This window comes from Pseudomonas sp. K2I15 (assembly GCF_002204795.1).
Classification (GTDB): domain Bacteria; phylum Pseudomonadota; class Gammaproteobacteria; order Pseudomonadales; family Pseudomonadaceae; genus Aquipseudomonas.
The window spans coordinates 32604-59497 of record NZ_NIXO01000006.1; the positions used below are offsets into that span (position 1 = coordinate 32604).

Sequence of the window (26894 nt, forward strand, 5' to 3'; positions counted from 1 at the left end):
CAGCGCCCACCAGCGTCGCAAGCGCCTGCTCTGCCGTTTCGAAGTGCTGTTGCAGAATGATCAACTGCGACTGCTGTTCAAAAGTCGGCGGGTGACCGAACGCTTTCAGGGATTTGTGCAACTGGGCACGGCTCATGGCCAGGTTGATCTTGGCCTTCTTCAGCGCGGCGTCCATGGCGGCGGCTTTTTGTGCACGAACCCGCTCAATGGCGGCCTGGACCGGATTGACAGTGACCTCGGCCACGGGGGCCGCGCGCTTGGTCCGGGCCAGGCGTTCGGCGAGCTTCTGTTCTTCCTCACGTTGCAGCCGCGCGTTGCGCTGTTCAAAACGCCGCCGGGCCCGGTCGCGCTTGAGGCTGCGTGCCTGGCGCTCGTGATCGTTGGAGGCCAGCCCGCCGACAATCGGTAATACCGTGGTCAAGGGGCGCATTTCGATGCAATCAACCGGGCAGGGCGCCACACACAGGTCGCAGCCCGTGCACTCGTCGATAATCACGGTATGCATCAATTTTGCGGCACCGACGATCGCGTCGACCGGGCAGGCCTGGATGCACTTGGTGCAGCCGATGCACTCCGCCTCACGGATAAACGCGATCTGCGCCGGCGCCTCGCCCCGGGAAGTGTCCAGTTCCAGCACCGGGAGCTTCAACAGTTGCGCCAGGCCAGCGATGGTTTCCTGCCCGCCGGGCGGGCACTTGTTGATCGCCTCGCCTTGGGCAATGCCTTCGGCGTAAGGCTTGCAGCCAGGGTGCCCACATTTGCCACATTGGGTCTGCGGCAGCAGGGCGTCGATACGTTGAATCAGGCTCATGGTTTGATCATTGCGTTGAAACCCAGAAAAGCCATGGCCATCAGCCCCGCGCTGATCAACTCCACCGGCAGGCCTCGAAAGGGCAGCGGTATGTCGTTGTCGGCAATACGTTGGAGCAGGTCGCTGAACAGGCTCAGCACCAGCCAGAAACCCAGCCCGGCGCCCAGGCTCAGTGCGGCCATGTGTGTCAGACCTTTATCGGCTTGCGTACCCAGCAGCACCACGCCCAATACCCCTGCATTCCCCAGCAATAACAGCCACAGGCCATCGAACGGCAGCTTGGGTAACTGGCGGGACAAGATGCTTAACAGCGGGTGGACCAGCAGCACCGTCACCGGCAAAAACACAAACAGCCGCAAAGACGTCAGCGCCAGGGGCTGCAAAAAATAGTGATCGAGCAGATAGCCGAGGACGCCACTCAATAGCATCAGCACGTTGGTGGCGATGCCCAGCGCATGTACACGCCGGCGAGAGTCGGCCGTGGATGCCAACACCGGGTCGACAGCCAGCGGCATCTGCAACACGAAGTTGCTGATCAGGGCTGTGCTGACAAGGGTGAGAAGCATATCGGTCATGGTCGTGCCGGGTTAAGCAAACAGAATCCGATTATCCGGCAAGCGAGGAGGGGGTACTAGCTCAAACCACCCCATGGCCAAGACCATGGGGCAGTTCGCAGTTTTACTTGATGCGCTGACCCGGCTTGGCGCCGCTGTCGGGGCTCAACAAGTAGATCTCTTCACCGCCAGGGCCGGCCGCCATTACCATGCCTTCGGAAATGCCGAACTTCATTTTCCGTGGTTTGAGGTTGGCGATCATCATGGTCAGGCGACCATCGAGCTTGGACGGATCCGGATAAGCGCTCTTGATCCCGGAGAACACGTTGCGTTGCTCGTCACCGATGTCCAGTGTCAGGCGCAGCAGCTTGTCGGCGCCTTCCACGGCTTCGGCCTTAATGATCAGGGCAACCCGCAGGTCGACTGCGGCAAAGGCGTCGAAGTCGATTTCTGGCGACAGCGGATCTTTCGTCAGTTCGCCATTGCCCGCCGGTGCCGTTTCGCCGGTGTCGGTCTTGCTGGCCTCGAGGTCTTCTTTCGAGGCGTCGCTCATGGCCTGGACTTTTACCGGGTCGATACGGGTCATCAGCGGCTTGAACTCATTCAACTGATGGTTGCTGAGCAAGGTCGCGTGGTCGTTCCAGGTCAGCGGCGGCACGTTGAGGAATGCCTCGGCGTCGGCAGCCAGCAATGGCAATACCGGCTTGAGGAAGATCACCAACTGGCGGAACAGGTTGACGCCCGTGGCGCAGATCGCCTGGACTTCAGCCTGCTTGCCTTCCTGTTTGTTCAGCGACCACGGCGCCTTGTCGGCGATCCAGGCGTTGGCGCGGTCGGCCAGGCCCATGATCTCGCGCATGGCACGGGCAAAGTCGCGGGCTTCATAAGCGTCGGCGATGCTTGGCGCGGCGGCCAGGAACGCGTCGGTCAGCTCCGGCGCGGCATTTTCAGCCACCAGCACACCGGCGTTGCCCTTGTGGATAAACCCGGCGCAACGGCTGGCGATGTTGACGACTTTGCCTACCAGGTCCGAATTGACCTTCTGTACGAAGTCTTCCAGGTTCAGGTCGAGGTCGTCGACGCCACGGCCCAGTTTGGACGCGTAGTAGTAGCGCAGGTATTCCGGCGACAGGTGGTCCAGGTAGGTGCGCGCCTTGATAAAGGTGCCACGGGACTTGGACATCTTCTGGCCGTTGACGGTCAGGTAGCCATGCACGGCGATGCCGGTTGGCTTGCGGTAGCCCGAACCTTCGAGCATCGCCGGCCAGAACAGCGCGTGGAAGTTCACGATGTCCTTGCCGATGAAGTGATACAGCTCGGCGGTGGAGTCCTTGGCCCAGAACGCGTCGAAATCCAGCTCCGGCGTACGGTCGCAAAGGTTTTTAAAGCTGGCCATGTAGCCGATCGGCGCGTCCAGCCACACATAGAAGTACTTGCCTGGCTCGCCCGGGATCTCAAAACCGAAGTACGGCGCATCGCGGGAGATGTCCCACTGTTGCAGGCCGGCGTCCAGCCATTCGGCGATCTTGTTGGCCACGGCGTCCTGCAGGGTGCCGCTGCGGGTCCAGGTTTGCAGCATTTGCTGGAAATCCGGGAGCTTGAAGAAGAAGTGCTGGGAATCCTTGAGCACCGGGGTGGCGCCGGAGATGGCCGACTTCGGATCCTTCAGGTCGGTAGGCGCGTAAGTGGCGCCGCATTTTTCGCAGTTGTCGCCGTACTGGTCTTCCGTGCCGCATTTCGGGCAGGTGCCCTTGATGAAGCGGTCGGCCAGGAACATTTTCTTTTCCGGGTCGAAATACTGGGTGATCGAACGCGTGTCGATATGCCCGGCGTCTTTCAGCCGCAGGTAGATCTGGCTCGACAGCTCGCGGTTTTCTTCGGAGTGGGTCGAGTGGAAGTTGTCGAAATCCACCAGGAACTCGGCAAAGTCGGCGCTGTGTTCAGCCTGGACGTTGGCGATCAGTTGTTCCGGGGTGATGCCTTCCTTCTCGGCGCGCAACATGATGGCCGAACCGTGGGCGTCGTCCGCGCAGACATAAATGCATTGGTTGCCGCGATGCTTCTGGAAGCGCACCCACATATCAGTCTGGATGTACTCAAGCATATGGCCAAGGTGGATAGAACCATTGGCATAGGGCAGGGCGCTGGTGACGAGGATCTTGCGTGGCTCGGACATGGGGCTCGGCTACTTGATGAAACGGAGGTCGGCCACTATAAAGCGCCGGGAAATTTATTTCACCCCGTGCAGCGGTTTCAGGATTTTCCCGATGCCCGAAAGCGTGCCGCTGGGCCGCCGGAACGGTTAGGATAGCCGCCTGTTTTAGTCAGTCTTTTTTCGGGAGTAGCCCATGAGCGCCGTCAATCGCGCAGCGGTGGAAGCCGTTCTTCGCCAATACACCGACCCCTACCTGAACCAGGACCCGGTCAGCGCCGGGTGCGTACGCGCCATCGACGTGCAGGGTGACAAGGTTTCGGTCCAGCTTGAGCTGGGCTATGCCGCTGGCCTGTTCAAGAGCGGCTGGGCGCAGATGCTGCAAATGGCCATTGAAGGCCTGGACGGCGTCAGCTCGGCCAAGGTCGACATCCAGTGCGTGATCGCTGCGCACAAGGCCCAGGCACAGATCCCGGGCCTGGCCAACGTCAAGAACGTGGTGGCCGTGGCCTCCGGAAAGGGCGGCGTGGGCAAATCCACCACCGCCGCCAACCTGGCCCTGGCCCTGGCCCGCGAAGGCGCGCGCGTCGGCATTCTCGACGCCGACATCTATGGCCCGAGCCAGGGTGTGATGTTCGGCATCGCCGAAGGCACCCGGCCGAAGATCAAGGACCAGAAATGGTTCGTGCCGATCGAGTCCCATGGCGTGGAAGTCATGTCCATGGCCTTCCTGACCGACGACAACACGCCGATGGTCTGGCGCGGCCCGATGGTTTCCGGCGCCTTGCTGCAACTGGTCACCCAGACCGACTGGGGCAACCTGGACTATCTGGTGATCGATATGCCGCCGGGCACCGGCGATATCCAACTGACCCTGGCGCAGAAAGTCCCGGTGGCCGGCGCGGTGATCGTCACCACGCCCCAGGACCTGGCGCTGCTGGATGCCCGCAAGGGCGTGGAGATGTTCCGCAAGGTCAACATCCCGGTGCTGGGCGTTGTGGAAAACATGGCGGTGCACATCTGCTCCAACTGCGGCCACGCCGAGCACCTGTTCGGTGAAGGCGGCGGCGAGAAGCTGGCGACCCAGTACGGGGTTGAACTGCTGGCATCGCTGCCGCTGTCCATGGGAATTCGTGAGCAGGCTGACGGCGGCAAGCCGACGGTCGCTGCCGAGCCCGATGGCCAGATCGCCATGGTCTACCAGGAGCTGGCCCGTCACGTAGGTGCGCGGATCGTCCTGCAGGAAGCCGAGGCTCAGGCGATGCCGACGATCACTGTCAGCGACGACTGATCCACCTGATGGGAAAAAAGCCTCGACGGTGTCGGGGCTTTTTCTTGTCTGGCGAATACTCAAGGGTCACTTGTTACCCTTTTACGTAATTGCTGGTGTAAGCATTCACTTACTTTTTCGTAAGTGTTTGGGTTTTTTCGCCGGTGCAGACGTCTTGAATTGATAGCCTATATTTCTATCTAATTGAAATATAACAACTATTTATTCTCATGTGAGCGCCTGAATCTGTAGTCCCGCGATTGTGATCCCGTTGAACTTCCCCGGGAACTCTCTAAGATCAGCCCTGTGTCCACGGATTGACACAGTCATCAAGGAACGATGATTCAGGGAGCCTCGCAGGATGCGATTCATCAGGACGATGAAAAGGAACACAGGGACTAGGGAAAAAATGTGGGCGGGTCATACCGCCCCTTTTTTTTGCCTGTAGAAAAGTGAAACCCGCCCCGCAGACATGCAAAAAGGCCCGCAAGGGGCCTTTTGGAGGGCGTCGACGCTATCAGCGCTCGAGGTCTGCAATCTTGCCTTTTTTGCCATCCCACTCCGCCGCTTCCGGCATCGGGTCTTTGCGCTCAGTGATGTTCGGCCATATTTCCGCCAGCTCAACGTTCAACTGAATAAATTCCTGCATCTCTGCCGGGACTTCGTCCTCGGAGAAAATCGCGACGGCCGGGCATTCTGGCTCACACAGGGCGCAGTCAATGCACTCGTCCGGGTGGATGACCAGGAAGTTCGGGCCTTCGTAAAAGCAGTCCACCGGACACACTTCTACGCAGTCGGTGTACTTGCACTTGATGCAGTTGTCGGTGACGACGAAGGTCATTTCTAATTCTCTCCTCAGGCGGCGGCAGCGAAACCCCTTGTGGCAGGGCTCGCGAGGTTCGGGAGCGATAGTCTGCAGGCCAGGCTAAAAGCCCACAGCATCCCAAACCGCGCGAGAGTCTACCAGCTTGCAAGCGTCTGCGTTATATCCGAGTCTTCAGTGCATATAACATTTCGAGCGCTTTTCGCGGCGTCAAGTCGTCCAGGTCAAGCTTGGCCAACTCATCCAGCACCGGATGAGGCAGGCTGGCGAACATGTCGCTCTGGTGTGGCGCGCTGGGTTTGTTGCTGGTTTTAGCCGGGCTGGCCACGGGAATCTCGTGGGGCAGGGCGGTTTCTTCCAGGCGGCTCAGGTGCTCGCGGGCACGGGTGATTACCTCGGTTGGCACACCGGCCAGTTGCGCCACGGCCAGGCCGTAACTCTGGCTAGCCGGGCCGGGCAGTACGTGGTGCAGGAACACGATACGCTCGTTGTGCTCGGTGGCATTGAGGTGAACGTTGGCGACCAGCGGCTCGTTTTCCGGCAGCACGGTCAGCTCGAAGTAGTGTGTGGCGAACAGCGTATACGCCCGCAGGTGCGCCAATCGCTCGGCTGCAGCCCACGCCAGGGACAGCCCGTCGAAGGTGCTGGTGCCGCGGCCCACCTCGTCCATCAGCACCAGGCTGCGTTCGGTGGCGTTGTGCAGGATGTTGGCGGTTTCGCTCATTTCCACCATAAAGGTCGAACGGCCACCGGCCAGGTCATCGCTGGAGCCGATCCGCGTGAAGATGCGGTCCACCAGGGACAATTCGCAACTGGCCGCCGGCACAAAGCTGCCGATATGTGCCAGTAGCACGATCAATGCGGTCTGACGCATGTAGGTGGATTTACCGCCCATGTTCGGACCGGTGATCACCAACATGCGGGTATCGTCGTCCAGCGACAGGTCGTTGGCGACGAACGGTGTGGTCAACACCTGCTCCACCACCGGGTGGCGACCTTGCACGATACGCATGCACGGCTCGCTGACAAAACGCGGGCAGTTCAGGTCAAGGTTCAGGGCACGCTCGGCCAGGTTGCTCAGCACATCCAGTTCGGCCAGGGCGGCGGCTGTGTCCTGCAACGGCGCCAGCTTGTCGATCAAGCTTTCCAGCAAGGCCTCGTAGAGCATCTTTTCCCGAGCCAGGGCGCGGCTTTTGGCCGACAGCGCCTTGTCTTCGAAGGCTTTCAACTCTGGCGTGATAAAGCGCTCGGCGCCCTTGAGGGTCTGGCGGCGCTGGTAATCAATCGGCGCCTGCTCGGCCTGCTTGCTCGGCAACTCAATAAAGTAGCCGTGCACACGGTTGTAGCCGACTTTCAGGTTAGCAAGGCCGGTGCGGGCTTTTTCGCGGGCTTCCAGGTCGATCAGGAACTGCCCGGCGTTTTCGCTCAGGGATTGCAGTTCATCCAGTTCGGTGTCGTAGCCGGTTTTCAACACGCCACCGTCACGAATGATCGCGGGCGGGTTGTCGATGATGGCTTTTTCCAGCAGCGCCGCCAGTTCCGGGTAGGTGCTGGTGGTGACTGCCAACTGCTGCAGGTGCGGCGCATCCAGTTCGGTCATCGCCGCTTGCAGTTGTGGCAGGGCGCCGAGGGCATCGCGCAGGCGTGCCAGGTCGCGGGGCCGTGCGTTACGCAGGCCGATCCGCGCGAGGATCCGCTCGATGTCGCCGATTTCCTTGAGCTGCGGTTGCAGCTTTTCAAAGCGGTAGCGGTCCAGCAGGCAGGTAATAGAAGTCTGACGGGCTTGCAGCACCGTCAAATCCCTCAGCGGGCGGTTCAACCAGCGGGTCAGCAAGCGGCTGCCCATGGCGGTCTGGCAACGGTCGACCACCGACTGCAAAGTGTTGTCGCGACCGCCGGCCAGGTTGGTGTCCAGCTCCAGGTTGCGCCGGCTGGCGCCGTCCAGCACCACGGTGTCGTCCAGGCGTTCATGACGCAGGCTGCGCAAATGCGGCAGGGCGGTGCGCTGGGTTTCCTTGGCATAGCTGAGCAGGCAACCGGCAGCGCCGATGGCCAGGGTCAGGGTCTCGCAACCGAAGCCCTTGAGGTCTTGCACGGAGAATTGCTGGCAAAGACTTTTCAGCGCCGAATCACGCTCGAAATCCCACGGCGCACGGCGCTTGGTCCCACGGCGACGTTCCGCCGGCAAGTCCTTTGGCCAGTCATCCGGGATCATCAACTCCACCGGGTTGACGCGCTCCAGCTCCGCCAGCAGGTTCTCCCAGCCCTTGATCTCCAGCACCGTGAAGTTGCCACTGGTGATGTCCAGCACCGCCAGGCCGAACAGTCGCTCGTCCCCCAACACCGCGGCGATCAGGTTGTCGCGACGCTCATCCAGCAGCGCCTCATCACTCACCGTGCCTGGGGTAATGATGCGCACCACCTGACGTTCAACCGGGCCCTTGCTGGTGGCCGGGTCGCCGATCTGCTCACAGATAACAACCGACTCGCCCAGCTTCACCAGCTTGACCAGGTAGCCTTCCAACGAATGATAAGGAATCCCGCACATCGGAATCGCCTGCCCGGCTGACTGCCCGCGCGCGGTCAGGGTGATGTCCAGCAACTTGGCGGCCTTCTTCGCGTCCTCATAGAAGATCTCGTAGAAGTCGCCCATGCGATAGAACATCAACTGATCAGGGTGCTGGTTTTTCAGGCGCCAGTACTGCTGCATCATTGGGGTGTGGGAGGACAGATCGGACGTGTTTTTACTCATTGGATAGTTAGCAAATTCGTTGAAAGTGGTGGGGCAAAGGGGGCGCTTGGCCCAGCATTTTTTGCAATGGGCGCAAGGTTAACACGCGAGGTCGGGGCTTCGCAGTGCACAAACAGTCAGGTAAAACCCGGCAATCAATGCATTAAATATGCAAATTAGCATTTGCCAAGCATCAAAACTGCCTGCACTATCCGCGTTATGCAAAAACGCAACGTTTCTATCGTCTTAAGAGAGCTGCTGGACCGCGACCGGATCTCCCCCACGGAGCTTCACCGGCGTACCGGCGTGCCTCAATCCACACTGTCCCGGATCCTCAGCGGCAAGATCGTTGACCCGTCAGACAAGCATATCTCACGCATCGCCGATTACTTCCAGGTCAGCACCGACCAGCTGCGCGGGCGCGCGGCGCTGGTGCCGGCGCGGTCGGAAGAGCGCGACCCGATGCATTCGGAACTCAAGGACATAAGCCTGTGGGACGACGACACGCCCGTTAATGATGACGAGGTGTCGATCCCCTTTCTGCGCGAGGTTGAATTGGCTGCTGGATCAGGAAGATTCGTCATCGAGGAAAGCGAGAAGGCCAGCCTGCGTTTCGGCAAGCGCAGCCTGCGGCATAACGGTGTGCAGTTCGACCAGGCCAAGTGCGTCACGGTGCGCGGCAACAGTATGTTGCCGGTGCTGCGTGATGGCGCAACGGTAGGCGTTAACGCCGGCAAGTGCGGGATTGGTGACATCGTTGATGGTGACCTGTATGCCATTAATCACAACGGCCAACTGCGGGTGAAACAGCTCTATCGTCTGCCTTCGGGGATTCGCCTGCGCAGCTTCAACCGCGATGAACACCCGGACGAGGACTACAGCTTCCAGGACATCCAGGATGAGCAGATCAGCATCCTCGGCCACGTTTTCTGGTGGGGCATGTACGCCCGCTAACCCTCGTGCGTAAGACAAAGCCCGCCAATGAGCGGGCTTTTTTTCGCCTGTGCAAAACCTCCAAGTCCTTTGCCCATAAGGCTATCAATGCATCCATGCATATATTCCGTAAAAATAAATGCATTTGTGCATTGACTGTATATGCATACATGCATATTCTTCATCTCAAGCCAGCCAAGAAGGCCTGGTGGAGGCGGCAAGGATGCTGCCAAGGAAGACAAGGACGTTACGCAACACCGGCAAGGACGCCATCGAAGCGATGGCACGGATGCCAGGCAACACCGGCAAGGATGCCGACGCTCTTTAGTTTCAAACCGCTTCAAGAACAGGCAGCGATGAACCGGCCTTAACGGTTCAGAGGGTTGGCAACTGGCCCGGGTGTGCAGCGTAAAGCACCAGAAGCAGTTATCCGGCAGACAGGGATCGTGGTCGGAAAAACATTGAGGAAAGGTCCGTACCGCGCCAGTAGCGCCGAAAGACCGAGGACCGCATTACTGAAAAGCCCGGGCAACCGGGCTTTTTGGAATGCCTACCTATAAATGGAATTACCCAAAACCCGGCAACGCGCCGGTAATGCTCAGCCAGGAGGCGTGACATGACAAACGAGCAGCAAGCGTTAGCGGAAATGCCTATCTGGCTGGTGATCGTACTGGCCCTGATCGGCGGTGTTTCCGGAGAAATGTGGCGCGCCGACAAGGAAGGCGCCCGCGGTTGGTCGCTGGTGCGGCGCCTGGCCCTGCGTTCCGGGGCGTGCATGGTCTGCGGAGTTTCAGCCCTGATGCTGTGCTACGCCGCCGGCATGTCGATCTGGACAGCCGGCGCCATTGGTTGCCTGACCGCCATGGCCGGCGCCGACGTGGCCATCGGCCTTTATGAACGCTGGGCCGCCAAGCGCATCGGCGTCAACGAAGGCACCGGCCGGGACCCGCAGTAACCGTTGCAAGGACGCTACTTAAATGACACTCATCGAAAACCCCTCCCAACTGCCCCAAGCCATCGGCGAGGCGCTGCACGCGGCCTTTCCGGACCTAAAGGTGGGCAATCATCAGGATTTTCAGGGAGCCGGGGATAACACCGGCGTGTTGATCACGGTCGAAGGCAATGGCCCGGGCGTTCGCTCCCGCGAAGGGCGCAAGGCCCACGCCCTGGGAATTTCACTCAAGGCCATGGTCGCTCCAGGTGCATTGCCGTTTGATGCCTGCGACCTGGCCAGCCAACTGATGGACCTGGTGCTGGATAACCGCTGGAACCTGCCGCAGGCCCAGTGCGACCTGCCGACCAATATCGTCGCCGCGCCCTCAATACGCACCACCGCAGAAACGGACTACGACACCTGGGTCGTTACCTTCACCCAAATCCTCTATATCGGACCGCCGTTGCTCAACGATCCCACAGGCAAACCCCTGTTCGCCTGCACCTGGGAAGTCTCGAACATCGACGACCCCGACCAATACAAACCACTGGCGGAGTAGCTCATGTTCGACGCGCTGTTACGCATGCAACTGGGGCCGATCATCGAGCGGTTGGCCGAAATGGAAGCCCAACTTGAAGACCTGTATCGACGCGCTGAAAGTTTCTGCCGCATCGGCGTGTGTCAGGAGGTCGACGCCGCCAGCAATACCTGCAAGGTCAGCCATGGCGACTTGCTTACCCCGGCGATTCGCTTTTTCAACCCCAGCGCCGGGGCGCAGACCGAAACCCGCATCCCCTCCGTGGGCGAGCAGTGCCTGTTGCTCAACTACGGCGGCGGGGAGGGTGGGGCGCAATCGGTGGCCTTGTTCGGCTTGAACAGCGACCATTTTCCGCCGGTCTCCAGCGTCCCGACGCTGACCCGGCGCCGCCATCAGGATGGTACGCAAACCGACTACGACGACGCCGGCCACGTCCTCAACTGGACCAACGGCCCCACCGCCGTCACCGCTTCCCGAGAACGCGTAGACGTCAATATCGGCCAAGCCCGTCTCGCCATGACCGCTGACAGTATCCAGTTGCAACTCGGCGCCGTCGGCCTGCTGCTGGATGCCTCCGGCGTTCACCTCAGCGGCCCGGTGGTGGATCACCAGGGCCGCGTGATCAGTACCGCATAAGGATTTGCCATGATCGGAATCGATAGAAACACCGGGGCGGCGGTCGATGACTGGCTGCAATTTGTGCAGCGCGCCACCCGCGCGCTGACCACCCCTTTGGGCACCCGTCAGAAGCGACCGCTGTACGGCTCGATGATCCCGCAATTGCTCGGGCAGAACCTCGGCGATGACCTGCTGATTCTCGCCCAAAGCCATGCCGCCCAAGCGTTCTACAACCCGCAGAACGGCATCGCCGACTTCGAAGCGCAAGTCATCGTCGCCAACCGCCAGGGCGCAGGCCTGTTGTTGCGCTTCGCCGGTACCTGGAAAAACCGCAAACAATCCTTCGAGGTGGTGACATGAGCATGCTGATACCCGGCCAGAACCAGTTGGCTGAGCCGGCGATCATTGCCGTCGACGAGTTCGAACCGTTGTTGGCGGAGTTCAAGGCGTTTGTCGTCGATTACGTCGCCACTCGTGCGCCGGAAAATGCGGCCAAGCTGAAGGTCAGCCTTGAGAATGAAAGCGAGCTGCTGACGCTGGCACTGGAAGCCTTCTGCGTTCGCCTGCAAACCCACGAGCGCAAATACAACGCCCGCATCAAACAGATGCTGGCGTGGTGGGCCACCGGCAGCAACCTGGACGCACGCCTTGCCGACATGGGCCTGGAGCGCCAGGTGCTCGACCCCGGTGACCCGGCGGCTTTCCCACCTGTGCCGCCGACGTTGGAGAGTGATGACGACGCCCGATTGCGTTATTACCTGGCGCCACACGCTCCAGCGGCGGGCTCGCGGATGCAGTATCGCCGGGAGGTTTTCACCCTCGGTGAGCGGCCGGCGGTGAACGTGCAAAGTGCGGCGCCCGGCATGGTCACGGTCACTTACACCTTCGATCCGGATGGCTACGCGGCGCAGGTCAAGGATGGCAATGGCCGTCGCACAGCACCGGGTGAAGTCATGGTTACTGTTCTGTCTCGTGAGGGTGACGGCACGCCTTCAGCGGATTTGCTCGACGGCGTGCGTCGACATTTCACACGACCGGATGTGCGTCCTGAAACCGACCGCGTGACGGTGCAAGGCGCACAGATCCAGCGCTACAAAATCCGCGTGGTCGCCAAGATCAACGCCGGCCCGGACTCGGGGCTGACCCAGGTCGCAGCGCAGCAACTGCTGCAAACCTACGCCGAGTCCTGTCATCGCCTGGAAGGGCGGGTCGACCCGAGCTGGATCGACTACGCCATTCACTCCGCTGGTGCTGCGCAACTGCAAATCCTCGAGCCGCTGGAGCCGATCATCAGCACGGCGTTCCAGGCCCCTTATTGCACGGGTGTCGAGGTGGAGGTGCGCACGCTATGAGTGAGCCAAAAACCAGCCTCTTGCCCGCCAACAGTTCACCGCTGGAAAAGGCGCTGGACTTGGGTTTTGGCCACTTGCTCGACCGAGTCACGCCACCGTTCCCTGAACTGATGGACCCGGCCAGCACCCCCGTGGCTTTTCTGCCCTATCTGGCGGCGGACCGAGCCGTCAACGAATGGAGCACTACCGCCCCCGAAGCCGAAAAGCGCCTGACGGTAAAACTCGCCTGGCCCACTGCCCGGCAAGCTGGCACCCGCCAGGCCCTGGAAAACGCGGCCAAGGGTTTGCAACTGGCCCCGGAAGTTCGCGCCTGGTACGAGCAGACACCGCCCGGCGAGCCCTACAGCTTTTCTGTCCGGGCCTACACCGAACTGCCCTACAGCGAAGAAATTGACACGCGTCTCGACCACCGCCTGTCCGACGCCAAAAGCGAGCGCGACATCCTTTCGATCTCCGTGGGTTTGAGCGCGTTTGGCCGCCACAGCATCGGCGCCGCCACCGTGTGCGGCGAACTGACCACGATTTATCCGCTGGTGCTTACCGGGGTCGAGGCATCTGGCAGGTGCTTCATCGCCGCCGGCCTCTACATCGTTGAAACCACCACCCTTTATCCACAGGAGTCCTAAATGGCTGACTACTACACCCTGCTCACCAATGCGGGGATCGCTTATGAAACAGCCTGCAAGGCTGCTGGCGTGCCGATCAAACTGGCGCAGATCTCGGTCGGCGATGGCAACGGCGCGGTTTATAACCCTGACGCGAACGCCCAGGCGCTGAAGCGCGAAGTGTGGCGCGGCCCCTTGAACGCATTGTTCCAGGATGACAAAAACCCTAGCTGGTTGCTGGCTGAGGTAACGATTCCTCCCGAGGTGGGCGGCTGGTACGTGCGCGAGGCAGGGATCTGGACCGACACCGGCATTTTGTACGCGATCGTCAAATATCCAGAGTCGTTTAAGCCGGTGCTTGCGACGTCGGGCTCTGGAAAAGAGTTCTATATCCGGTCGATTTTCGAGACGAGCAACGCATCAGAAGTGACGCTGCTTATCGACGACAATGTCGTCAAGGCCACGCGGGCCTGGGTGGTCGGCTATGTCGCTGATGAGCTGGCCAAGCTCGATAGCAAGCGGTCGGTTCGTGTGGTTACCACGGCAAATATCGTGTTGAGTGGCCCGCAGCAAGTTGATGGTGTTGCGGTTGTTGTTGGCGACCGTGTTTTGGTCGCTAAGCAAACGGTTGGCAAGGATAACGGCCTGTATGTTGTAGCCACCGGCGCCTGGGTGCGTGCGACAGATGCGGATAATAGCCTAGAGGTGACGCCCGGCCTGTTCGTCAGTGTCGAAGAGGGCACAGCCTACGGTGACAGCGTTTGGCAGCTCGTTACGGATGCGCCGATCGTGTTGGGTACCACTGCACTGACCTTTGAAATGGTAGCAGGGCGCACGGGCGTCGTCGCTGGCACCTACCGTAGCGTGACCGTGGATAAGCTCGGTCGCGTTATTGCGGGTACAAACCCGACAACGCTTGCGGGGAGCGGTATTACTGATGGTGCAACAAAGACCGCGCTCGCCGAAGCGATTAGCGGTGTAGTGGCAAAGACTGGCGGCACGATGTCGGGTTCGATTACGTTATCTAACAATACCGAGGACACCCCGGAGCTTGGTTTTAAATCCCCAACTGGTGAAGTATATTTTGATTTATATAATCAAAACGCAAGAATCTTCGCAAGATACAATGGGGTTGATTCAACGCCGCTTCTGTTAAATCTTCCAACGCAGACGGCCTATGTGTTTGACAGTATTATCTGGAACGCTGCAAATTTTGACCCCGCAGCAAAGCTTGCGGTAGGGGCTGGCGGGTGGCTCGGCGTACCGGCAATAGTCAGCGGGCCTATTGCGGGGATTTCCTCAAGCCAACTATTTTCTGCTGTTGGTCCAGGCACTACAGATACGTCGCCTAGCTACCCGAATACGGTTGGCCTGCATATGATCTTTGCCAACCCACAGTTTGGCGCCGACATCGCAGTAAGCCTCAACGACAATATAGGTGCTCTTTTATTCCGTAACTTAGGTCCGAACTCAAGTGGTTGGCGTAAGGTCTGGCATGACGGAAACTTTAACCCGTCATCGAAATTAAACGCGCAAAATTGCGCAAATGCTGGCTTTACCGATAATACGGCTGTCATGCCGTTCATGACTCACTCAAATGGCACAACAGTGGCGCTCCAAGTGAGAAAGCCAAATGATACGGCGTTGTTAACCACAAACGGCTGGAGCAAGAACGCAGATACCGGCGAGGTCATCCAGTGGATCGAGTTTGCTTTTGACGACATGCCATCTATCAAAACAGTAAACGTAACTTGGCCTTTTCAATTTCCAACACAGTTTATTAACGCGAAGATCAGCTTTCGTAAAAACTCAGCGGCAGCAGCATGCCTGCAAGGTTATTGCTCAGTGCCCACCACGGCGGGTTGTACGGTTTACATCGAGGAATGGGCACCCATTGTTCAATCAGGGATAGTCGTAACTGTCGAGGCTAGGGGTAATTAAGAAGTGAAAGTATTCTATAGCGCGAAATCAAACACGTTTTTCAATGAAGTGTTACACGGAGCTCGGACCATCCAGGTACCAGACCCTGACTGGAAACGGCCGAGTATGAAGGTGCCCGATCCTAACTGGACTCCCCCCGATATGCAGGTGCCGAATCCTGCGTGGGTTGAGGGTGACGAATCAGTGCCTGAAACAATATCGGCTCCCGATTTTGATGCAGTTGCACCAATGATCGATTCGCCGGACTTGGACGCAGTGCAGCCGTTGATTACTACGCCTAACCCAGCATGCTTGCTCCCGCCAGCGGCGGAGCTTGTCGAGGTCAGCCAGGACGAACACGACGCGATCTTTCGGGCCGTCTCAACAGGCAAATCGAGCTTTACGGGCGGCAAAGATGGTCGACCGGTCATCGTTGCGGCACCTGGGCCGACGTTGGAAGAATTGAAATACAGCGAGCGAGCCTTCCGCGACAAAATGCTGTTGCTCACTGATCCGCTGGTCGCACGTCATCGTGACGAGCTGGAGGCTGATCGCCCTACAACCCTCACAGCCGAGCAGTACAAGCAATTGCAGGGCTACCGGCAGGATCTGCGCGACTGGCCTGAGTCGCAGTATTTCCCTCTAGTCGAGCACAGGCCTGAGTCGCCGCCCTGGCTAGCTGAGCAACTCTAATAACGCCCCTTACTGACAAGGCGTTTTGCCCTGTCACTTCCTGAAAATCCAAGACAACCGCGCAGCGGTTTTTTTATGCCCGGAGATCCACCTATGCCCAACCGCCAAACCTACACCGTCCTAATCCCATTCCCCACCGGCGCCGGCCATTGGTCCACCGCAGGCGAAGAAATCGACCTGCTGGACGTCGAAGCATCCGCCCTGCGCACTGCCGGCCGCCTGGAACTCACCAGCGTCCTCAACGCTACCAAGGCCTTGAAGGCCACCACCAAGAAGGCTGAATAATCATGGCTGAGGTTTTGAACTTCGAGCACAACGGCATCACCGTCAATGCCACCGAATCCCCCGAGGCCATGGGTGGCCTTGGCGATAACGTCATCGGCCTGGTGGGCACTGCCCCCAACGCCCACGCCTCGATCCCGAAAAACGCTCCGTTCCGCATCAACAGCTTCACCACCCAGGCGCTGCTGGACCCTACCGGCGCCGAGACCGGCACGCTGTTCCACGCCGTGTACCAGATCCTCAAAGTGGTCAAGGTGCCGGTCTACGTGGTGATCGTCGACGAGGGCACCACCCCCGCCGACACCCTCAATAACGTGATCGGCGGCGACGAGCCTGTCACCGGCCGCAAACTCGGCCTCGCCGCCCTGGCCAGCGTCCCTGAAGACCTGACCATCATTGGCGCCCCAGGCTTCACCGGCACCAAGGCCGTGGCCGGCGAATTCGCTTCCTTCGGTAAACGCATCAAGGCCCGTGTGGTGCTGGATGGCAAGGACGCAACCGTCGCCGACCAAGTGACCTACAGCGGCGAACTGGGCGGTGCCGAGCTGGGCTTCGACCGTTGCCTGTTGGTGCACAACATGCCGTCGGTGTACTCCAAGGCCGCGAAGAAAAACGTGTTCCTGGCACCGTCGTCCCTGGCCATCGCGGCACTGGCCAAGGTCAAGCAGTGGGAAAGCCCGGGCAATCAGGTGACCTTCGCCGAAGATGTTTCCCGCGTGGTTGAGTACAACATCCTCGACACCTCCACCGAAGGCGACCTGCTCAACCGCTACGGCGTGAGCTACTACGCCCGCACCATCCTCGGCGGTTTCTCGCTGCTGGGGAACCGTTCCATCACCGGCAAGTTCATCAGCTACGTCGGCCTGGAAGATGCGATCAGCCGCAAGCTGGTCAAGGCCGGCCAGAAAGCCATGGCCAAGAACCTCACCAAGTCGTTCATGGACCAGGAGGTGAAACGCATCAACGACTGGCTGCAAACCCTGGTGGCTGACGAAACCATCCCCGGCGGCAGCGTGTACCTGCACCCGGAATTGAACAGTGTCGAGAAGTACAAGAACGGCACCTGGTTCATCGTCATCGACTACGGCCGCTACGCGCCGAACGAACACATGATTTATCAACTCAACGCCCGCGATGAAATCATCGAGCAGTTCCTGGAGGACGTTCTCTAATGTTTACCAACCGAGTCAGACAGGCCATTGCGGCCACCCTTCAAGGCCTGCCGTTGTCGGCCACCGTGGAAGAATTCACCCCGCCGAAGATTGAATTCGACATGGAACTCATGTCCGGTGGGCGGTTCATCGCCGAGGAAATGGCGAAGAGCGGCAAGGTGTTGAATGCCAAGTTGATCCTGCAAGGTGCAGGCCCGGAAATCATGCTGGCGTTGGGCGTGCGCCTGGGGGACGACATCCTGCTGAACGTGCGTGAAGCCGGCCAGGACCAGGACGGCCGGACCTATTTCACCTACCACACCGTCGGCGGCAAGCTCAAATCCCTGGAGGAAGCGAAGCTGAAGATGGGCGAGAAGGCGACTACCACGCTGGAGCTGTCCTGCCGCACCTACAACCGTCTGGAAAACGGTATCACGGTGATCGACATCGACGTGCGCACCCAGAAGTTCGTGCTCAACGGCGTCGACATCCTCGGCGATGCGCGCCGCGCGGTACTGATGCCGTAAGCCCCCGGGAGCGGGTTTGCCCGCTCCCATACTTCATCAAGGAATTGACTCATGGCCTGGATGCCTCCGCTGCACATCCTGCTGTCGCCGATCACCGCCGACACCGGTGCGACGATCGAGCAGGTGCAACTCAAGCCGCTGTACTACGCCGCGCAAAAAGACGCGCTGGCCCGGGCCGGTGATGACGAGGACGACCAGTTTTTCGAACTGGCAAAACTCGCCACCGGCTTGTCGGAAAAAGAGCTCGACCAGCTCAAACGCCCGGACTACGTAACCATCGCCCAATACGTGCATGACATGTCGACCCGCCCGGCCTCGTTCTTCCAGGACGAAACCCGCGAGCCAGGCGACTCCAGCATCACCGAACAGGTGAACCTGCTGCTGCCGCTCAACACCGCCGGCCGCACCCTCACCGCCGTGACTCTGGAAATGCCTGCCCTGCGCGCCACCAAAGTGATGAAAAAACTCACCACGGCCAAAGAGCGCGCCGAGTTCATCACAGCCCATTGCTCCGGCCTGATGATCCCTGATTTGGCAGATCTCACCGTGCCCGACTGGACCGAACTGCAGGAGCGAATCGACGATTTTTTAAATCAACCGGCGGCCTTCTTTCGGAGCGCGACATCGAAGTAATCCTCGATGTCGTGCCGCTGGTTTACTCGGTGAACGAAGCGGAAATCCTGGACTGGGAAGTCGGAAAAGCATTGCGCCGCTATGACATCGCGATCACTCGCCTTGGCGTCAAACAGGAGTAGAGCGGGATGCAAATTAACTATGCGCTGGCGTTTGCCGGGCAGACGGACGACCGGGGGCTTTCTGGGGACCTGTCACCGTCGGCCCAGGATTTGACTGGGCCTTCCTCCCTTGACGCGGTGCCCGCCGCGCTGACGGACCTTAGCTTGGCGCTGGCCAGTGCCAGCCTGGAAATCAATGGTTTGACCCTGGAGCAAGTGCGGCTGCGAGAGACCCTGGAAACGCTCAACAGCACGTTGTTCATTAAAGGGAGTTCGTTGGAGACCAAGACGGTTGATGTCGCCGCTAACGCACCGAAAAGCGAACAGAAAGAACTGGCGCCGGCGTCCGATTCTTGGGCGGACAAGGGCCTCAAGGCCGGTGTGGATGTCGCGAAGGATTTACGCTCGAGTTTTTTGGATACGGTCAAGACCCGAGTGATGGGCAATGTGGTCGATTTGACGCTCGGCAAGATTCCCAGAATCGGAAAACTGTTCAAGGACGGGGGACTTGATAAGGACAAAGACAAGGACAAGGGCGACGACAAGCAATGTTGCCCCGGCACAACGTCCCCCGGTACTGGCGGCATACTTGAAGCGGCGGCTGCACATCTGTCTGAGCGCATTGAAGATACGGTGAGGGAGAGGGATAACGGTCGCACAGCCGGAAATAGTAAGAAGCGGCGCGTCAAGCCTACCCAGCCCCGCCAAACGGCTCCGCGTGGACCGAAGGCAACAGTCGCCTCGACCAACCTTCCTGGTAATTCGTTTGCCTCCTACGCAGCGCCGTCGGCAAAACGGTCTATGGCGCGTGGTGCAGGCAAAGGCTTGGCAGCGAGTTTATCGGGAGCGTTTGCCAAGCTGGAATCGGCAGGCACTCGCCGCCTCGGTCCGTTGAAGTACGTCGACACCGCCATGGATGTGGTTCAGGGCGTACGCAATGGCGATGCCAAAGCTGTTGCCTCCGGACTCAGTACCGCGGGCGGTGCCTGGGCGGGAGCCTCCGCCGGCGCCGCTATCGGCACCCTGATTTTTCCCGGTGTCGGCACTGCTGTCGGCGGCGCCATCGGTGGTTTGCTGGGCAGCGAGGCGGGGACCTGGCTTGGCGACAAATTGTTCGGCCCAAGTGATCGTCTGCCTGCGCCCAATGCGCTGAGCAATGAGCTCAACGCCGCGCGCACGGATAACGTGCAGGTCACGATTGCCCCGAGTATCCAGATCACCGGCGTCAACCCCGCCGATGCCCAGCAAGTCGTCAACCAGGTGATCCAGGCCCTGCAATTCCAATGCATGCCGATGGTCACTGATTCCCTTGGCATCCGGCGCAACGCGGCACTGGCCGATCCAGGAGGTGATTGATGCGACAACAAATGGTACTCGGCGACTTTATCTTTGGCTTGTCCCGAGGGTTTACCTATTCCTCGCTGGTACGTAACAGCGACGGCGGCTGGAGTGACCTGACGATTATTGCCAGCAAGCCGCAGTCGCGGCAAAACGGCCAGAAGCTGGAAAAACTCACGTTCAGCGGCACGGCAATGTACGCCGTCGGCATGCAGCGCCTCGATGAACTGCGCGCGCTGCAAAATGCGCGGGCGCCGTTGCCCCTGGTCGATGGCATCGGGCGCAACTGGGGCCTGTGGCGGATCAATACTGTAGTGGAAACCCAGGCCAATGTGATCGATGACGGAACAGCAATGGTCATGACCTGGACCCTTGAGCTGGAGGAGTTCGTCAATGCGTAGAGTCCGAAGTATTGCCGGTGATTCGGTCAACCTGCTGCTCTATCGTGAGCTCGGACGATGCGATGACGTGGCTGAAGAGACCCTCTGGCGCCAGAACCCTGGCCTCGCAGAATACGGCCCTGTGTTGCCTGCCGGTGTATGGGTTAGCGTGCCTGAGCTGGAGTCGCGGCCAGCGGCCGTGCGGCCTGTTTCGGCTTGGGATTAAGGAGGCAGCATGGCACAGGGATTTACGCCCATCGTGGAGTTTTACGGCGCCAATGCGGCGCTGCTCAATCAACGCCTGATGCACTGGAGCCACACTGACGCCGCAGGCATTGAGTCTGACCGGCTTGAACTGACCCTCAATATCGAGGGCCTGGAAGGCCTGCCGAGCCTGACTGGCAAGATCGGCTTGCGAGTCGGGTACCAAGAGTCGGGGCTGGTGGAAAAAGGCGAGTTTGTCGTCACCCAGCGAACCCCGGTGCTGTTCCCCATGCGGCTGATGATTGTCGCCACGGCGGCGCCCTTCAGCGTGGTCGACAAAACAGGTTACCGCCAGCGTCGGTCTGCCAGTTATGGGCCGATGACCCTGGGTGCGTTGTTTCGCCAGCTGGTCAGCCGCCACGGGTATTCACCGCGTGTGGCGCCGTCTTTGGAAGGGATTGTGATTCCCCATATCGACCAGTCCAACGAAAGCGACATGGCCTTTATCACCCGTCTCGCCAGGCGCTACTGCGCCGTCAGCAAACCGATCAACGAATTGTATGTGCTGGCTGAAAGTGGCCAGGTCAAATCGCTGTCCCTCCAGCAACTGCCGGAAGTGAAATTGTCCATCACCGCTGACAACCGTCCTGGTGACCAGGCCTTTATCACCGCCAAGCTCGACGAAAAATCCCGGGCGAAATACGAGGGTAGCCGTGTCACCTGGTGGGATGCGAGGGCGGGCAAGCAGCGCGTGGTCCAGGTCGGGAATGCCCCGTTCAAAATCCTGCGCCAACGCTGTCAGAACGAAGCGGAAGCGCGTGCGGTGGCCGAAGGTGAGTTGCGCCGCGTCGGCCGTGAAGATTTGAAGTTGCTGATCGATTGCCCTGGCAACCCGTTGCTGTCCGCCGAAGGCTTGCTGCTGCTGGATGAAACCTGGCCCTCATATATGCAGGGGCGATGGTCGATTACCAAGGTGACTCATGTTGGCGACCCGGCGACGGGGTATCGCAGTTCGATCATCGCGGGTGGGTTGTCTTCCGGCGGTTGATCGCTTTATGCAAGCGGGACGGTGATTATTAGTGCCACGCGGCCGCCTAGCGCCGACAACTATGTGAAATATCCGATTGTTCCTTCCCGCCGCACGCAGTACGACGATCTTTTGATTCCGGCGGGCAGTGGAGTATTCGTTTATTTTACCATTCAGTATGCCAGCGCGTTTCAGATGTCCTGGGACGTTCTCAATGCTGACGGCACTGTTGCGTACACAGCACAGGCGGATCGAAATCCCGCATAAGTGCGGGGCTTTCAAGCAATGCCGCGCGACTTGGGTTGCGCACCCATTCAGGCCTCGCCATCGTGCGAGGCTTTTTCGTTTTTGGCGTCTGGAGAAACCTATGCCTGTCGCACAGCAGGAGTTGCTGCAGATCTTCGGGAACGCTGGCCTGCGAACTGGAGTGTTCATTGGCGCTTTAAACACCGCCATGGTTCACCACCAAATCACCACGCCCAAACGCATCGCCGCCTTCCTCGCCCAAATCGGCCACGAGTCCGGCGAGTTGCGTTACGTACGTGAACTGGGCAGCGATCGATATCTCAGCAAATACGACACCGGCGTCTTGGCTGCCCGCCTGGGCAATTCGCCCGAGGCAGACGCAGACGGCCAGAAATATCGCGGCCGCGGCCTGATCCAGATCACCGGTCGGCGCAACTACTTGGCGTGCAGCCAGGTGTTGTTCGGCGATGAGCGTCTATTGCAGCAACCGGAGTTGCTGGAACAGCCGCAATGGGCTGCCGAGTCCGCCGCGTGGTTCTGGCAGAGCAATGGGTTGAACGAACTGGCTGACAAGGACCAGTTCACCACCATTACCCGGCGGATCAACGGCGGCCTGAACGGTTTGGAAAATCGCATGCAGTTGTGGGCACGGGCGAAGGCAGTGTTCGGGGTTCCTGATGCCGGACCTGCTGATGGTCTCTTGTAACTTGCATGGCCCATCGGCTCCTGTAGGGTAGGCAAACGCCCGCTCACTCAAGGAGACGACCGTGAAGGAAATTACTCAACTCGCCGCTGAACTTGGCCGACGCCTGCAGGTTCTCAATGCCCACGTCACCACTGCCGAGTCCTGCACCGGCGGCGGTATCGCCGAGGCCATCACGCGGATTCCCGGGAGTTCGGCCTGGTTCGAGGCGGGTTACGTCACGTATTCCAATCGGCAGAAGACCCGGCAGTTGAATGTGCCGGAAGCCCTGTTTCCCAAAGTCGGCGCTGTCAGCCGCGAAGTGGTGGAGGCGATGGTCCGGGGCTCCCAAGAGAAAAGCCTGGCACGCTTTGCCGTGGCGGTCAGCGGCGTGGCCGGGCCCGATGGCGGTTCGCCGGACAAGCCGGTGGGCACCGTATGGCTGGCCTGGGGCGTTGGCGAGGAAATTACCACCGAGCTCGAACACTTCCCCGGCAACCGCGACGAGGTCCGCCGACAAACGGTAAAGGCCGCGCTAGAGGGCTTGTTGCGACGAGCTGCAGCAGAAATAGAAAATCAGGGGTAGGCGATCACGGATCTTTGTGGAACAATACTGTCTACTTATACAGGTGTTGGCCGCCAGGCCTTATTGATTACGTGAGGACTTTAATGGACGACAACAAGAAGAAAGCCTTGGCTGCGGCCCTGGGTCAGATCGAACGTCAATTCGGCAAGGGTGCCGTAATGCGTATGGGCGATCACGACCGTCAGGCGATCCCGGCTATCTCCACTGGCTCTCTGGGTCTGGACATCGCGCTCGGCATTGGCGGCCTGCCAAAAGGCCGTATCGTTGAAATCTACGGTCCTGAATCTTCCGGTAAAACCACCCTGACCCTGTCGGTGATTGCCCAGGCACAAAAAATGGGCGCCACCTGTGCGTTCGTCGATGCCGAGCACGCCCTGGATCCAGAGTACGCCGGCAAGCTGGGCGTCAACGTTGACGACCTGCTGGTTTCGCAGCCGGACACCGGTGAGCAAGCGCTGGAAATCACCGACATGCTGGTGCGCTCCAACGCCATCGACGTGATCGTCATCGACTCCGTGGCAGCCCTGGTTCCCAAGGCTGAAATCGAAGGCGAAATGGGCGACATGCACGTAGGCCTTCAAGCCCGTCTGATGTCCCAGGCCCTGCGTAAAATCACCGGTAACATCAAGAACGCCAACTGCCTGGTGATCTTCATCAACCAGATCCGGATGAAGATCGGCGTGATGTTCGGCAGCCCGGAAACCACCACCGGTGGTAACGCGCTGAAGTTCTACGCTTCGGTCCGTCTGGACATCCGTCGTACCGGCGCGGTGAAGGAAGGTGACGAGGTTGTAGGTAGCGAAACCCGCGTCAAAGTCGTGAAGAACAAGGTGGCTCCGCCGTTCCGTCAGGCCGAGTTCCAGATTCTCTACGGCAAGGGTATCTACCTGAACGGCGAGATGATCGACCTGGGCGTGCTGCACGGTTTCGTCGAGAAGTCCGGTGCCTGGTATGCCTACAACGGCAGCAAGATCGGCCAGGGCAAGGCCAACTCGGCCAAGTTCCTGCAGGACAACCCTGAGATTGCCACGGCGCTTGAAAAGCAGATCCGCGACAAGCTGCTGACCCCGACGGCCGACGTCAAATCGACGTCTACCCGGGAAACGGCTGACGACATGGCTGACGCTGACATCTGAGCCAAACGATGAGCGTTGTACTGGATACACCCGTCGCCGTAAGGCGCACTGCAATGGACCTGCTCGCACGACGCGAGCATGGTCGAGTCGAGCTGACGCGAAAACTGCGTCAGCGCGGCGCAGATCCCGAGATGATCGATGCTGCCCTTGACCGTTTGACGGAAGAAGGGCTGTTGTCCGAATCCCGTTACCTTGAGAGTTTTGTGTCCTACCGAGCCCGATCCGGCTATGGCCCCGCGCGAATTCGCGAAGAGCTAAGCCAGCGTGGCCTGCAACGTGCTGACATCGAACTTGCCTTGCGTGAGTCCGGTATCAGTTGGCAGGCGCAGTTGGAAGATACCTGGCGTCGCAAGTTTGCCGGGCATCTGCCTATTGATGCGCGGGAACGTGCCAAGCAAGGTCGCTTCCTGAGCTATCGCGGATTCTCGATGGAGATGATCAGCCGCTTGTTGAGCGGTCGGGATATGGATGACTGAAAGTGGCGCCTGGTAAATGGGCTCCTCTGGTTATTGCGGAGCTTGGTGTGGCGAGGGAGCTTGCTCCCGCTGGGCTGCGCAGCGGCCCCAACCTGCGACATCGTTCTACCTGACACAACCAAAAAGGCCCGCTATGAAAATAGCGGGCCTTTTTTGCGTTTCAGGGGCAGGTCACGCCGTCTCCGTCACCCGCTGCTGCGTTTTCCCCTGGGCCTGTGCCCAGTTCTCCGGCAAGTTGATGTAATCCACCAACTCCCGCAACCGCCCCTGGTCGCGCCCGTTGAAGTTGAACACCAGCCGCGTCAGATGGCTGAAGCTTGGCTCGTCGTGCTCCTCGCCAATGTACGCAGTTTGTTGGAACTCCCCACTTAGGCGAAGGCTGGCAAATGCTTCCTGCAAGTGAGCCAGCGCATGGTCACTCAACGGATGATGCATGCGAATCACAAACTGGCGCTTCAGCCAGCGGGTGGAGTGGAAGTTGGCGTAGAACTGGTTGATTTCGTCCACCGCCTCTTCAGCGCTGTACACCAGGCGCACCAGCTTGAGGTCGGTGGGCAAAATGTAGCGATTGGCTTCAAGCTGGCTGCGGATAAAGTCCAGGGCACCTTGCCAGAAGCTGCCACCCGGTGCGTCGAGCAGTACCACTGGCACCAGCGGGCTTTTGCCGGTCTGGATCAGGGTGAGTACTTCGAGCGCTTCATCCAGGGTGCCGAAACCGCCCGGGCACAGTATCAAGGCATCGGCTTCCTTGACGAAGAACAGCTTGCGGGTAAAGAAGAAGTGGAAGGACAGCAGGTTCTCGGTGCCATCGATGGTCGGGTTGGCATGCTGCTCAAAGGGCAGGGTAATGTTAAACCCCAGGCTGTGTTGCAGGCCGGCGCCTTCGTGGGCCGCCGCCATGATGCCGCCGCCACCGCCGGTGATCACCATCAGGTCCGAGCGCGCCAGAACCGCGCCCACTTCCCGCGCCAATGCATACAGCGGGCTTTCGACCGGCGTGCGCGCCGAGCCGAACACCGTGACTTTGCGTCGTCCCTTGAACTGTTCCAGTACACGGAAAGCGTGGTCCAGCTCATGAATCGCCTGCAAGGTGATCTTGGCGTTCCAACGGCTGCGGTCGTCCTGGGCCATGCGCAGCACGGTGAAGATCATGTCGCGATAAAGGGGAATGTTCGGGCTGTTGGGCGCAATCAGGTGGAGTTGCGCGTCGACCTGCTGCGTGAGGTCGGTGCCGTTTTCTTGAAATTGACGGATCAGGAGTTCATTCGGTTCGTAAGGCATTCAACTTCTCCTTCTTCACAGAACCCTGGGTGCCGGCGAGAAATTCGTCGGGACCACGACACTGCATGTGTCGTTGCCTCTGATTAACGAGGTGGGCGAAACCGGTTCTGTATATTCCTTATGATTAAAAACCTTTGCACTGCACGCTCAGGAGGGCAACCCTCTTTTGCCCTGAAAGTGTTACAAAACCGTGTGAAAACCCGATGTTCAAGGCTTTCAAGATGAATTGATCATGAGCCTATAAAGTCTTGGCTGGCAACCGCTTATTGATCACTTGTGAGGGAGTTTAGACGCTGCCGCGAACGGGCAATGGCGGATAGTTCAGAGGGGGCATATTGCGCGCCGCTGATCAGCGGCGCGCGACAGGGGGCATCGCTTACTTTTTCTTCTTCGCAGCAGCCGGCGCCGGGCAATCTGCTTCCTGGAACTTAACCGACGCCACCGGGCGGTTGGTTTTGTTCTCGGTGATTTCGTAGCGCATCACTGCACCCTTGGCCATCAACTCGCGATAGCCCTTGTTCAAGCACACGCTTTGCCCCAGCTGGAAGTACACAGCCTTGGGATTGGCGCGCATTTGCTCAGCGCGGTCAGGCTGTACGCTGAGATGGTCAATCAACTGCAAACCTTCAACGGTGTAGGCCACTTCCAGGGTCTTGTCGTCAATTTCCCGGGGCAGGTCTTTATTGCTTTCCTCTGCGACGCTTTGCAGCTTCTTGTTCAGTTGAGCCTCCAGCAGCGAGGCCGCTTGGGCACCCAAAGGCAAGATCAGCGCCAGGGCGACGGACGGAACTAGAACACGTGGCATAAGACGCAGCATGAAACTCTCCTGATTCGGTTACTGGTGCATAGACCAGCCACTGCGCTGTGCGTTCAGTGGCGCGCGATTATAGGTGACCGGTTGCCACTACGG

General features: G+C 59.6%; 28 protein-coding genes and 1 pseudogene. 22 read left to right on the top strand and 7 right to left on the bottom strand.

The features are described 5' to 3' along the window. Position 1 precedes the first annotated feature (1 nt). The 3 genes and pseudogenes from rsxB to metG form a co-directional block, all read right to left on the bottom strand. Positions 2 to 811: pseudogene (gene rsxB / locus CEC48_RS06140) on the bottom strand (electron transport complex subunit RsxB); the annotation flags it as partial. Beyond that, positions 808 to 1386, bottom strand: coding sequence for an Rnf-Nqr domain containing protein (locus CEC48_RS06145; protein ID WP_088422937.1), 579 nt, complete (start codon positions 1384 to 1386; stop codon positions 808 to 810). The pseudogene rsxB and the gene CEC48_RS06145, both read right to left, overlap by 4 nt. Positions 1387 to 1489: 103 nt before the next feature. Beyond that, positions 1490 to 3541: a methionine--tRNA ligase gene (gene metG / locus CEC48_RS06150; protein WP_088422938.1), complete on the bottom strand. Its 2052-nt coding sequence runs from the start codon at positions 3539 to 3541 to the stop codon at positions 1490 to 1492. Between the two features lie 172 nt (positions 3542 to 3713). Here metG and apbC point away from each other — a divergent pair, with 172 nt between their 5' ends. Continuing rightward, positions 3714 to 4808, top strand: a complete 1095-nt coding sequence (apbC, locus tag CEC48_RS06155; RefSeq protein WP_088422939.1) for an iron-sulfur cluster carrier protein ApbC — start codon at positions 3714 to 3716, stop codon at positions 4806 to 4808. Positions 4809 to 5304: 496 nt separating this feature from the next. Here the strand turns inward: apbC and fdxA are convergent, their stop codons facing one another. Both fdxA and mutS read right to left on the bottom strand, forming a co-directional pair. Continuing rightward, on the bottom strand, positions 5305 to 5628 hold the full coding sequence (gene fdxA / locus CEC48_RS06160; RefSeq protein WP_078740980.1) for a ferredoxin FdxA: 324 nt from the start codon (positions 5626 to 5628) through the stop codon (positions 5305 to 5307). Positions 5629 to 5770: 142 nt separating this feature from the next. Further along, on the bottom strand, positions 5771 to 8362 hold the full coding sequence (mutS, locus tag CEC48_RS06165) for a DNA mismatch repair protein MutS (protein ID WP_088422940.1): 2592 nt from the start codon (positions 8360 to 8362) through the stop codon (positions 5771 to 5773). Positions 8363 to 8560: 198 nt separating this feature from the next. On the opposite strand from mutS, the gene CEC48_RS06170 reads away from it, so the two are divergent. The 21 genes from CEC48_RS06170 to recX all read left to right on the top strand — a co-directional run bounded on the left by CEC48_RS06170 (position 8561) and on the right by recX (position 24703). Then, the gene (locus CEC48_RS06170; protein ID WP_029615867.1) at positions 8561 to 9295 is read left to right on the top strand and encodes an XRE family transcriptional regulator; all 735 of its coding nucleotides are present in this window, start codon (positions 8561 to 8563) and stop codon (positions 9293 to 9295) included. A gap of 595 nt (positions 9296 to 9890) precedes the next feature. Continuing rightward, a complete protein-coding gene (locus CEC48_RS06175) occupies positions 9891 to 10229 on the top strand; it encodes a phage holin family protein (RefSeq protein ID WP_088422941.1) in 339 nt (112 codons plus the stop codon). 22 nt (positions 10230 to 10251) lie between these two features. After that, complete coding sequence (locus tag CEC48_RS06180; protein ID WP_088422942.1) at positions 10252 to 10767, top strand: hypothetical protein; 516 nt, start codon at positions 10252 to 10254, stop codon at positions 10765 to 10767. 3 nt (positions 10768 to 10770) lie between these two features. Beyond that, positions 10771 to 11382: a phage baseplate assembly protein V gene (locus CEC48_RS06185; RefSeq protein ID WP_088422943.1), complete on the top strand. Its 612-nt coding sequence runs from the start codon at positions 10771 to 10773 to the stop codon at positions 11380 to 11382. A gap of 9 nt (positions 11383 to 11391) precedes the next feature. Continuing rightward, the gene (locus CEC48_RS06190; protein ID WP_088422944.1) at positions 11392 to 11724 is read left to right on the top strand and encodes a phage baseplate protein; all 333 of its coding nucleotides are present in this window, start codon (positions 11392 to 11394) and stop codon (positions 11722 to 11724) included. After that, positions 11721 to 12716: a baseplate J/gp47 family protein gene (locus CEC48_RS06195; protein WP_088422945.1), complete on the top strand. Its 996-nt coding sequence runs from the start codon at positions 11721 to 11723 to the stop codon at positions 12714 to 12716. Before CEC48_RS06190 ends, CEC48_RS06195 begins: the two co-directional genes overlap by 4 nt. Then, complete coding sequence (locus tag CEC48_RS06200; protein ID WP_088422946.1) at positions 12713 to 13342, top strand: phage tail protein I; 630 nt, start codon at positions 12713 to 12715, stop codon at positions 13340 to 13342. The genes CEC48_RS06195 and CEC48_RS06200 overlap by 4 nt, the downstream gene beginning before the upstream one ends. After that, positions 13343 to 15262, top strand: coding sequence for a phage tail protein (locus CEC48_RS31785; protein ID WP_256579676.1), 1920 nt, complete (start codon positions 13343 to 13345; stop codon positions 15260 to 15262). A gap of 105 nt (positions 15263 to 15367) precedes the next feature. Beyond that, positions 15368 to 15934, top strand: a complete 567-nt coding sequence (locus CEC48_RS31790; protein WP_256579677.1) for a phage tail protein — start codon at positions 15368 to 15370, stop codon at positions 15932 to 15934. Positions 15935 to 16027: 93 nt separating this feature from the next. After that, positions 16028 to 16219: a hypothetical protein gene (locus CEC48_RS06215; RefSeq protein WP_088422947.1), complete on the top strand. Its 192-nt coding sequence runs from the start codon at positions 16028 to 16030 to the stop codon at positions 16217 to 16219. Between the two features lie 2 nt (positions 16220 to 16221). After that, the gene (locus CEC48_RS06220; RefSeq protein ID WP_088422948.1) at positions 16222 to 17388 is read left to right on the top strand and encodes a phage tail protein; all 1167 of its coding nucleotides are present in this window, start codon (positions 16222 to 16224) and stop codon (positions 17386 to 17388) included. Continuing rightward, a complete protein-coding gene (locus CEC48_RS06225) occupies positions 17388 to 17894 on the top strand; it encodes a phage major tail tube protein (RefSeq protein WP_088422949.1) in 507 nt (168 codons plus the stop codon). The genes CEC48_RS06220 and CEC48_RS06225 overlap by 1 nt, the downstream gene beginning before the upstream one ends. A gap of 51 nt (positions 17895 to 17945) precedes the next feature. Next, complete coding sequence (locus tag CEC48_RS06230) at positions 17946 to 18527, top strand: phage tail assembly protein (protein ID WP_088422950.1); 582 nt, start codon at positions 17946 to 17948, stop codon at positions 18525 to 18527. Between the two features lie 128 nt (positions 18528 to 18655). After that, the gene (locus CEC48_RS06235) at positions 18656 to 19984 is read left to right on the top strand and encodes a tail tape measure protein (protein ID WP_088422951.1); all 1329 of its coding nucleotides are present in this window, start codon (positions 18656 to 18658) and stop codon (positions 19982 to 19984) included. Next, positions 19984 to 20367, top strand: coding sequence for a phage tail protein (locus CEC48_RS06240; RefSeq protein ID WP_088422952.1), 384 nt, complete (start codon positions 19984 to 19986; stop codon positions 20365 to 20367). The genes CEC48_RS06235 and CEC48_RS06240 overlap by 1 nt, the downstream gene beginning before the upstream one ends. Next, positions 20360 to 20572 carry a tail protein X gene (locus CEC48_RS06245; RefSeq protein WP_088422953.1) on the top strand — a complete coding sequence of 71 codons (213 nt, stop codon included), beginning with the start codon at positions 20360 to 20362 and terminating at the stop codon, positions 20570 to 20572. The genes CEC48_RS06240 and CEC48_RS06245 overlap by 8 nt, the downstream gene beginning before the upstream one ends. 9 nt (positions 20573 to 20581) lie before the next feature. Then, entirely contained in the window at positions 20582 to 21598 is a 1017-nt protein-coding gene (locus CEC48_RS06250; RefSeq protein ID WP_088422954.1) for a contractile injection system protein, VgrG/Pvc8 family, read from the top strand. A gap of 346 nt (positions 21599 to 21944) precedes the next feature. Next, positions 21945 to 22529 (top strand): glycoside hydrolase family 19 protein, encoded by a 585-nt coding sequence (locus CEC48_RS06255; RefSeq protein ID WP_088422955.1) that lies wholly within the window; start codon positions 21945 to 21947, stop codon positions 22527 to 22529. 61 nt (positions 22530 to 22590) lie between these two features. Next, complete coding sequence (locus CEC48_RS06260) at positions 22591 to 23091, top strand: CinA family protein (protein ID WP_088422956.1); 501 nt, start codon at positions 22591 to 22593, stop codon at positions 23089 to 23091. 83 nt (positions 23092 to 23174) lie between these two features. Beyond that, a complete protein-coding gene (gene recA / locus CEC48_RS06265; protein ID WP_076015387.1) occupies positions 23175 to 24227 on the top strand; it encodes a recombinase RecA in 1053 nt (350 codons plus the stop codon). Positions 24228 to 24235: 8 nt separating this feature from the next. Further along, complete coding sequence (gene recX / locus CEC48_RS06270; protein ID WP_076015386.1) at positions 24236 to 24703, top strand: recombination regulator RecX; 468 nt, start codon at positions 24236 to 24238, stop codon at positions 24701 to 24703. Between the two features lie 171 nt (positions 24704 to 24874). Here recX and CEC48_RS06275 read toward each other — a convergent pair whose 3' ends face one another. After that, entirely contained in the window at positions 24875 to 25984 is a 1110-nt protein-coding gene (locus CEC48_RS06275) for a TIGR00730 family Rossman fold protein (RefSeq protein ID WP_088422957.1), read from the bottom strand. 376 nt (positions 25985 to 26360) lie between these two features. Beyond that, positions 26361 to 26801, bottom strand: a complete 441-nt coding sequence (locus CEC48_RS06280; protein WP_088422958.1) for a PA3611 family quorum-sensing-regulated virulence factor — start codon at positions 26799 to 26801, stop codon at positions 26361 to 26363. Between the last annotated feature and the right edge of the window lie 93 nt (positions 26802 to 26894).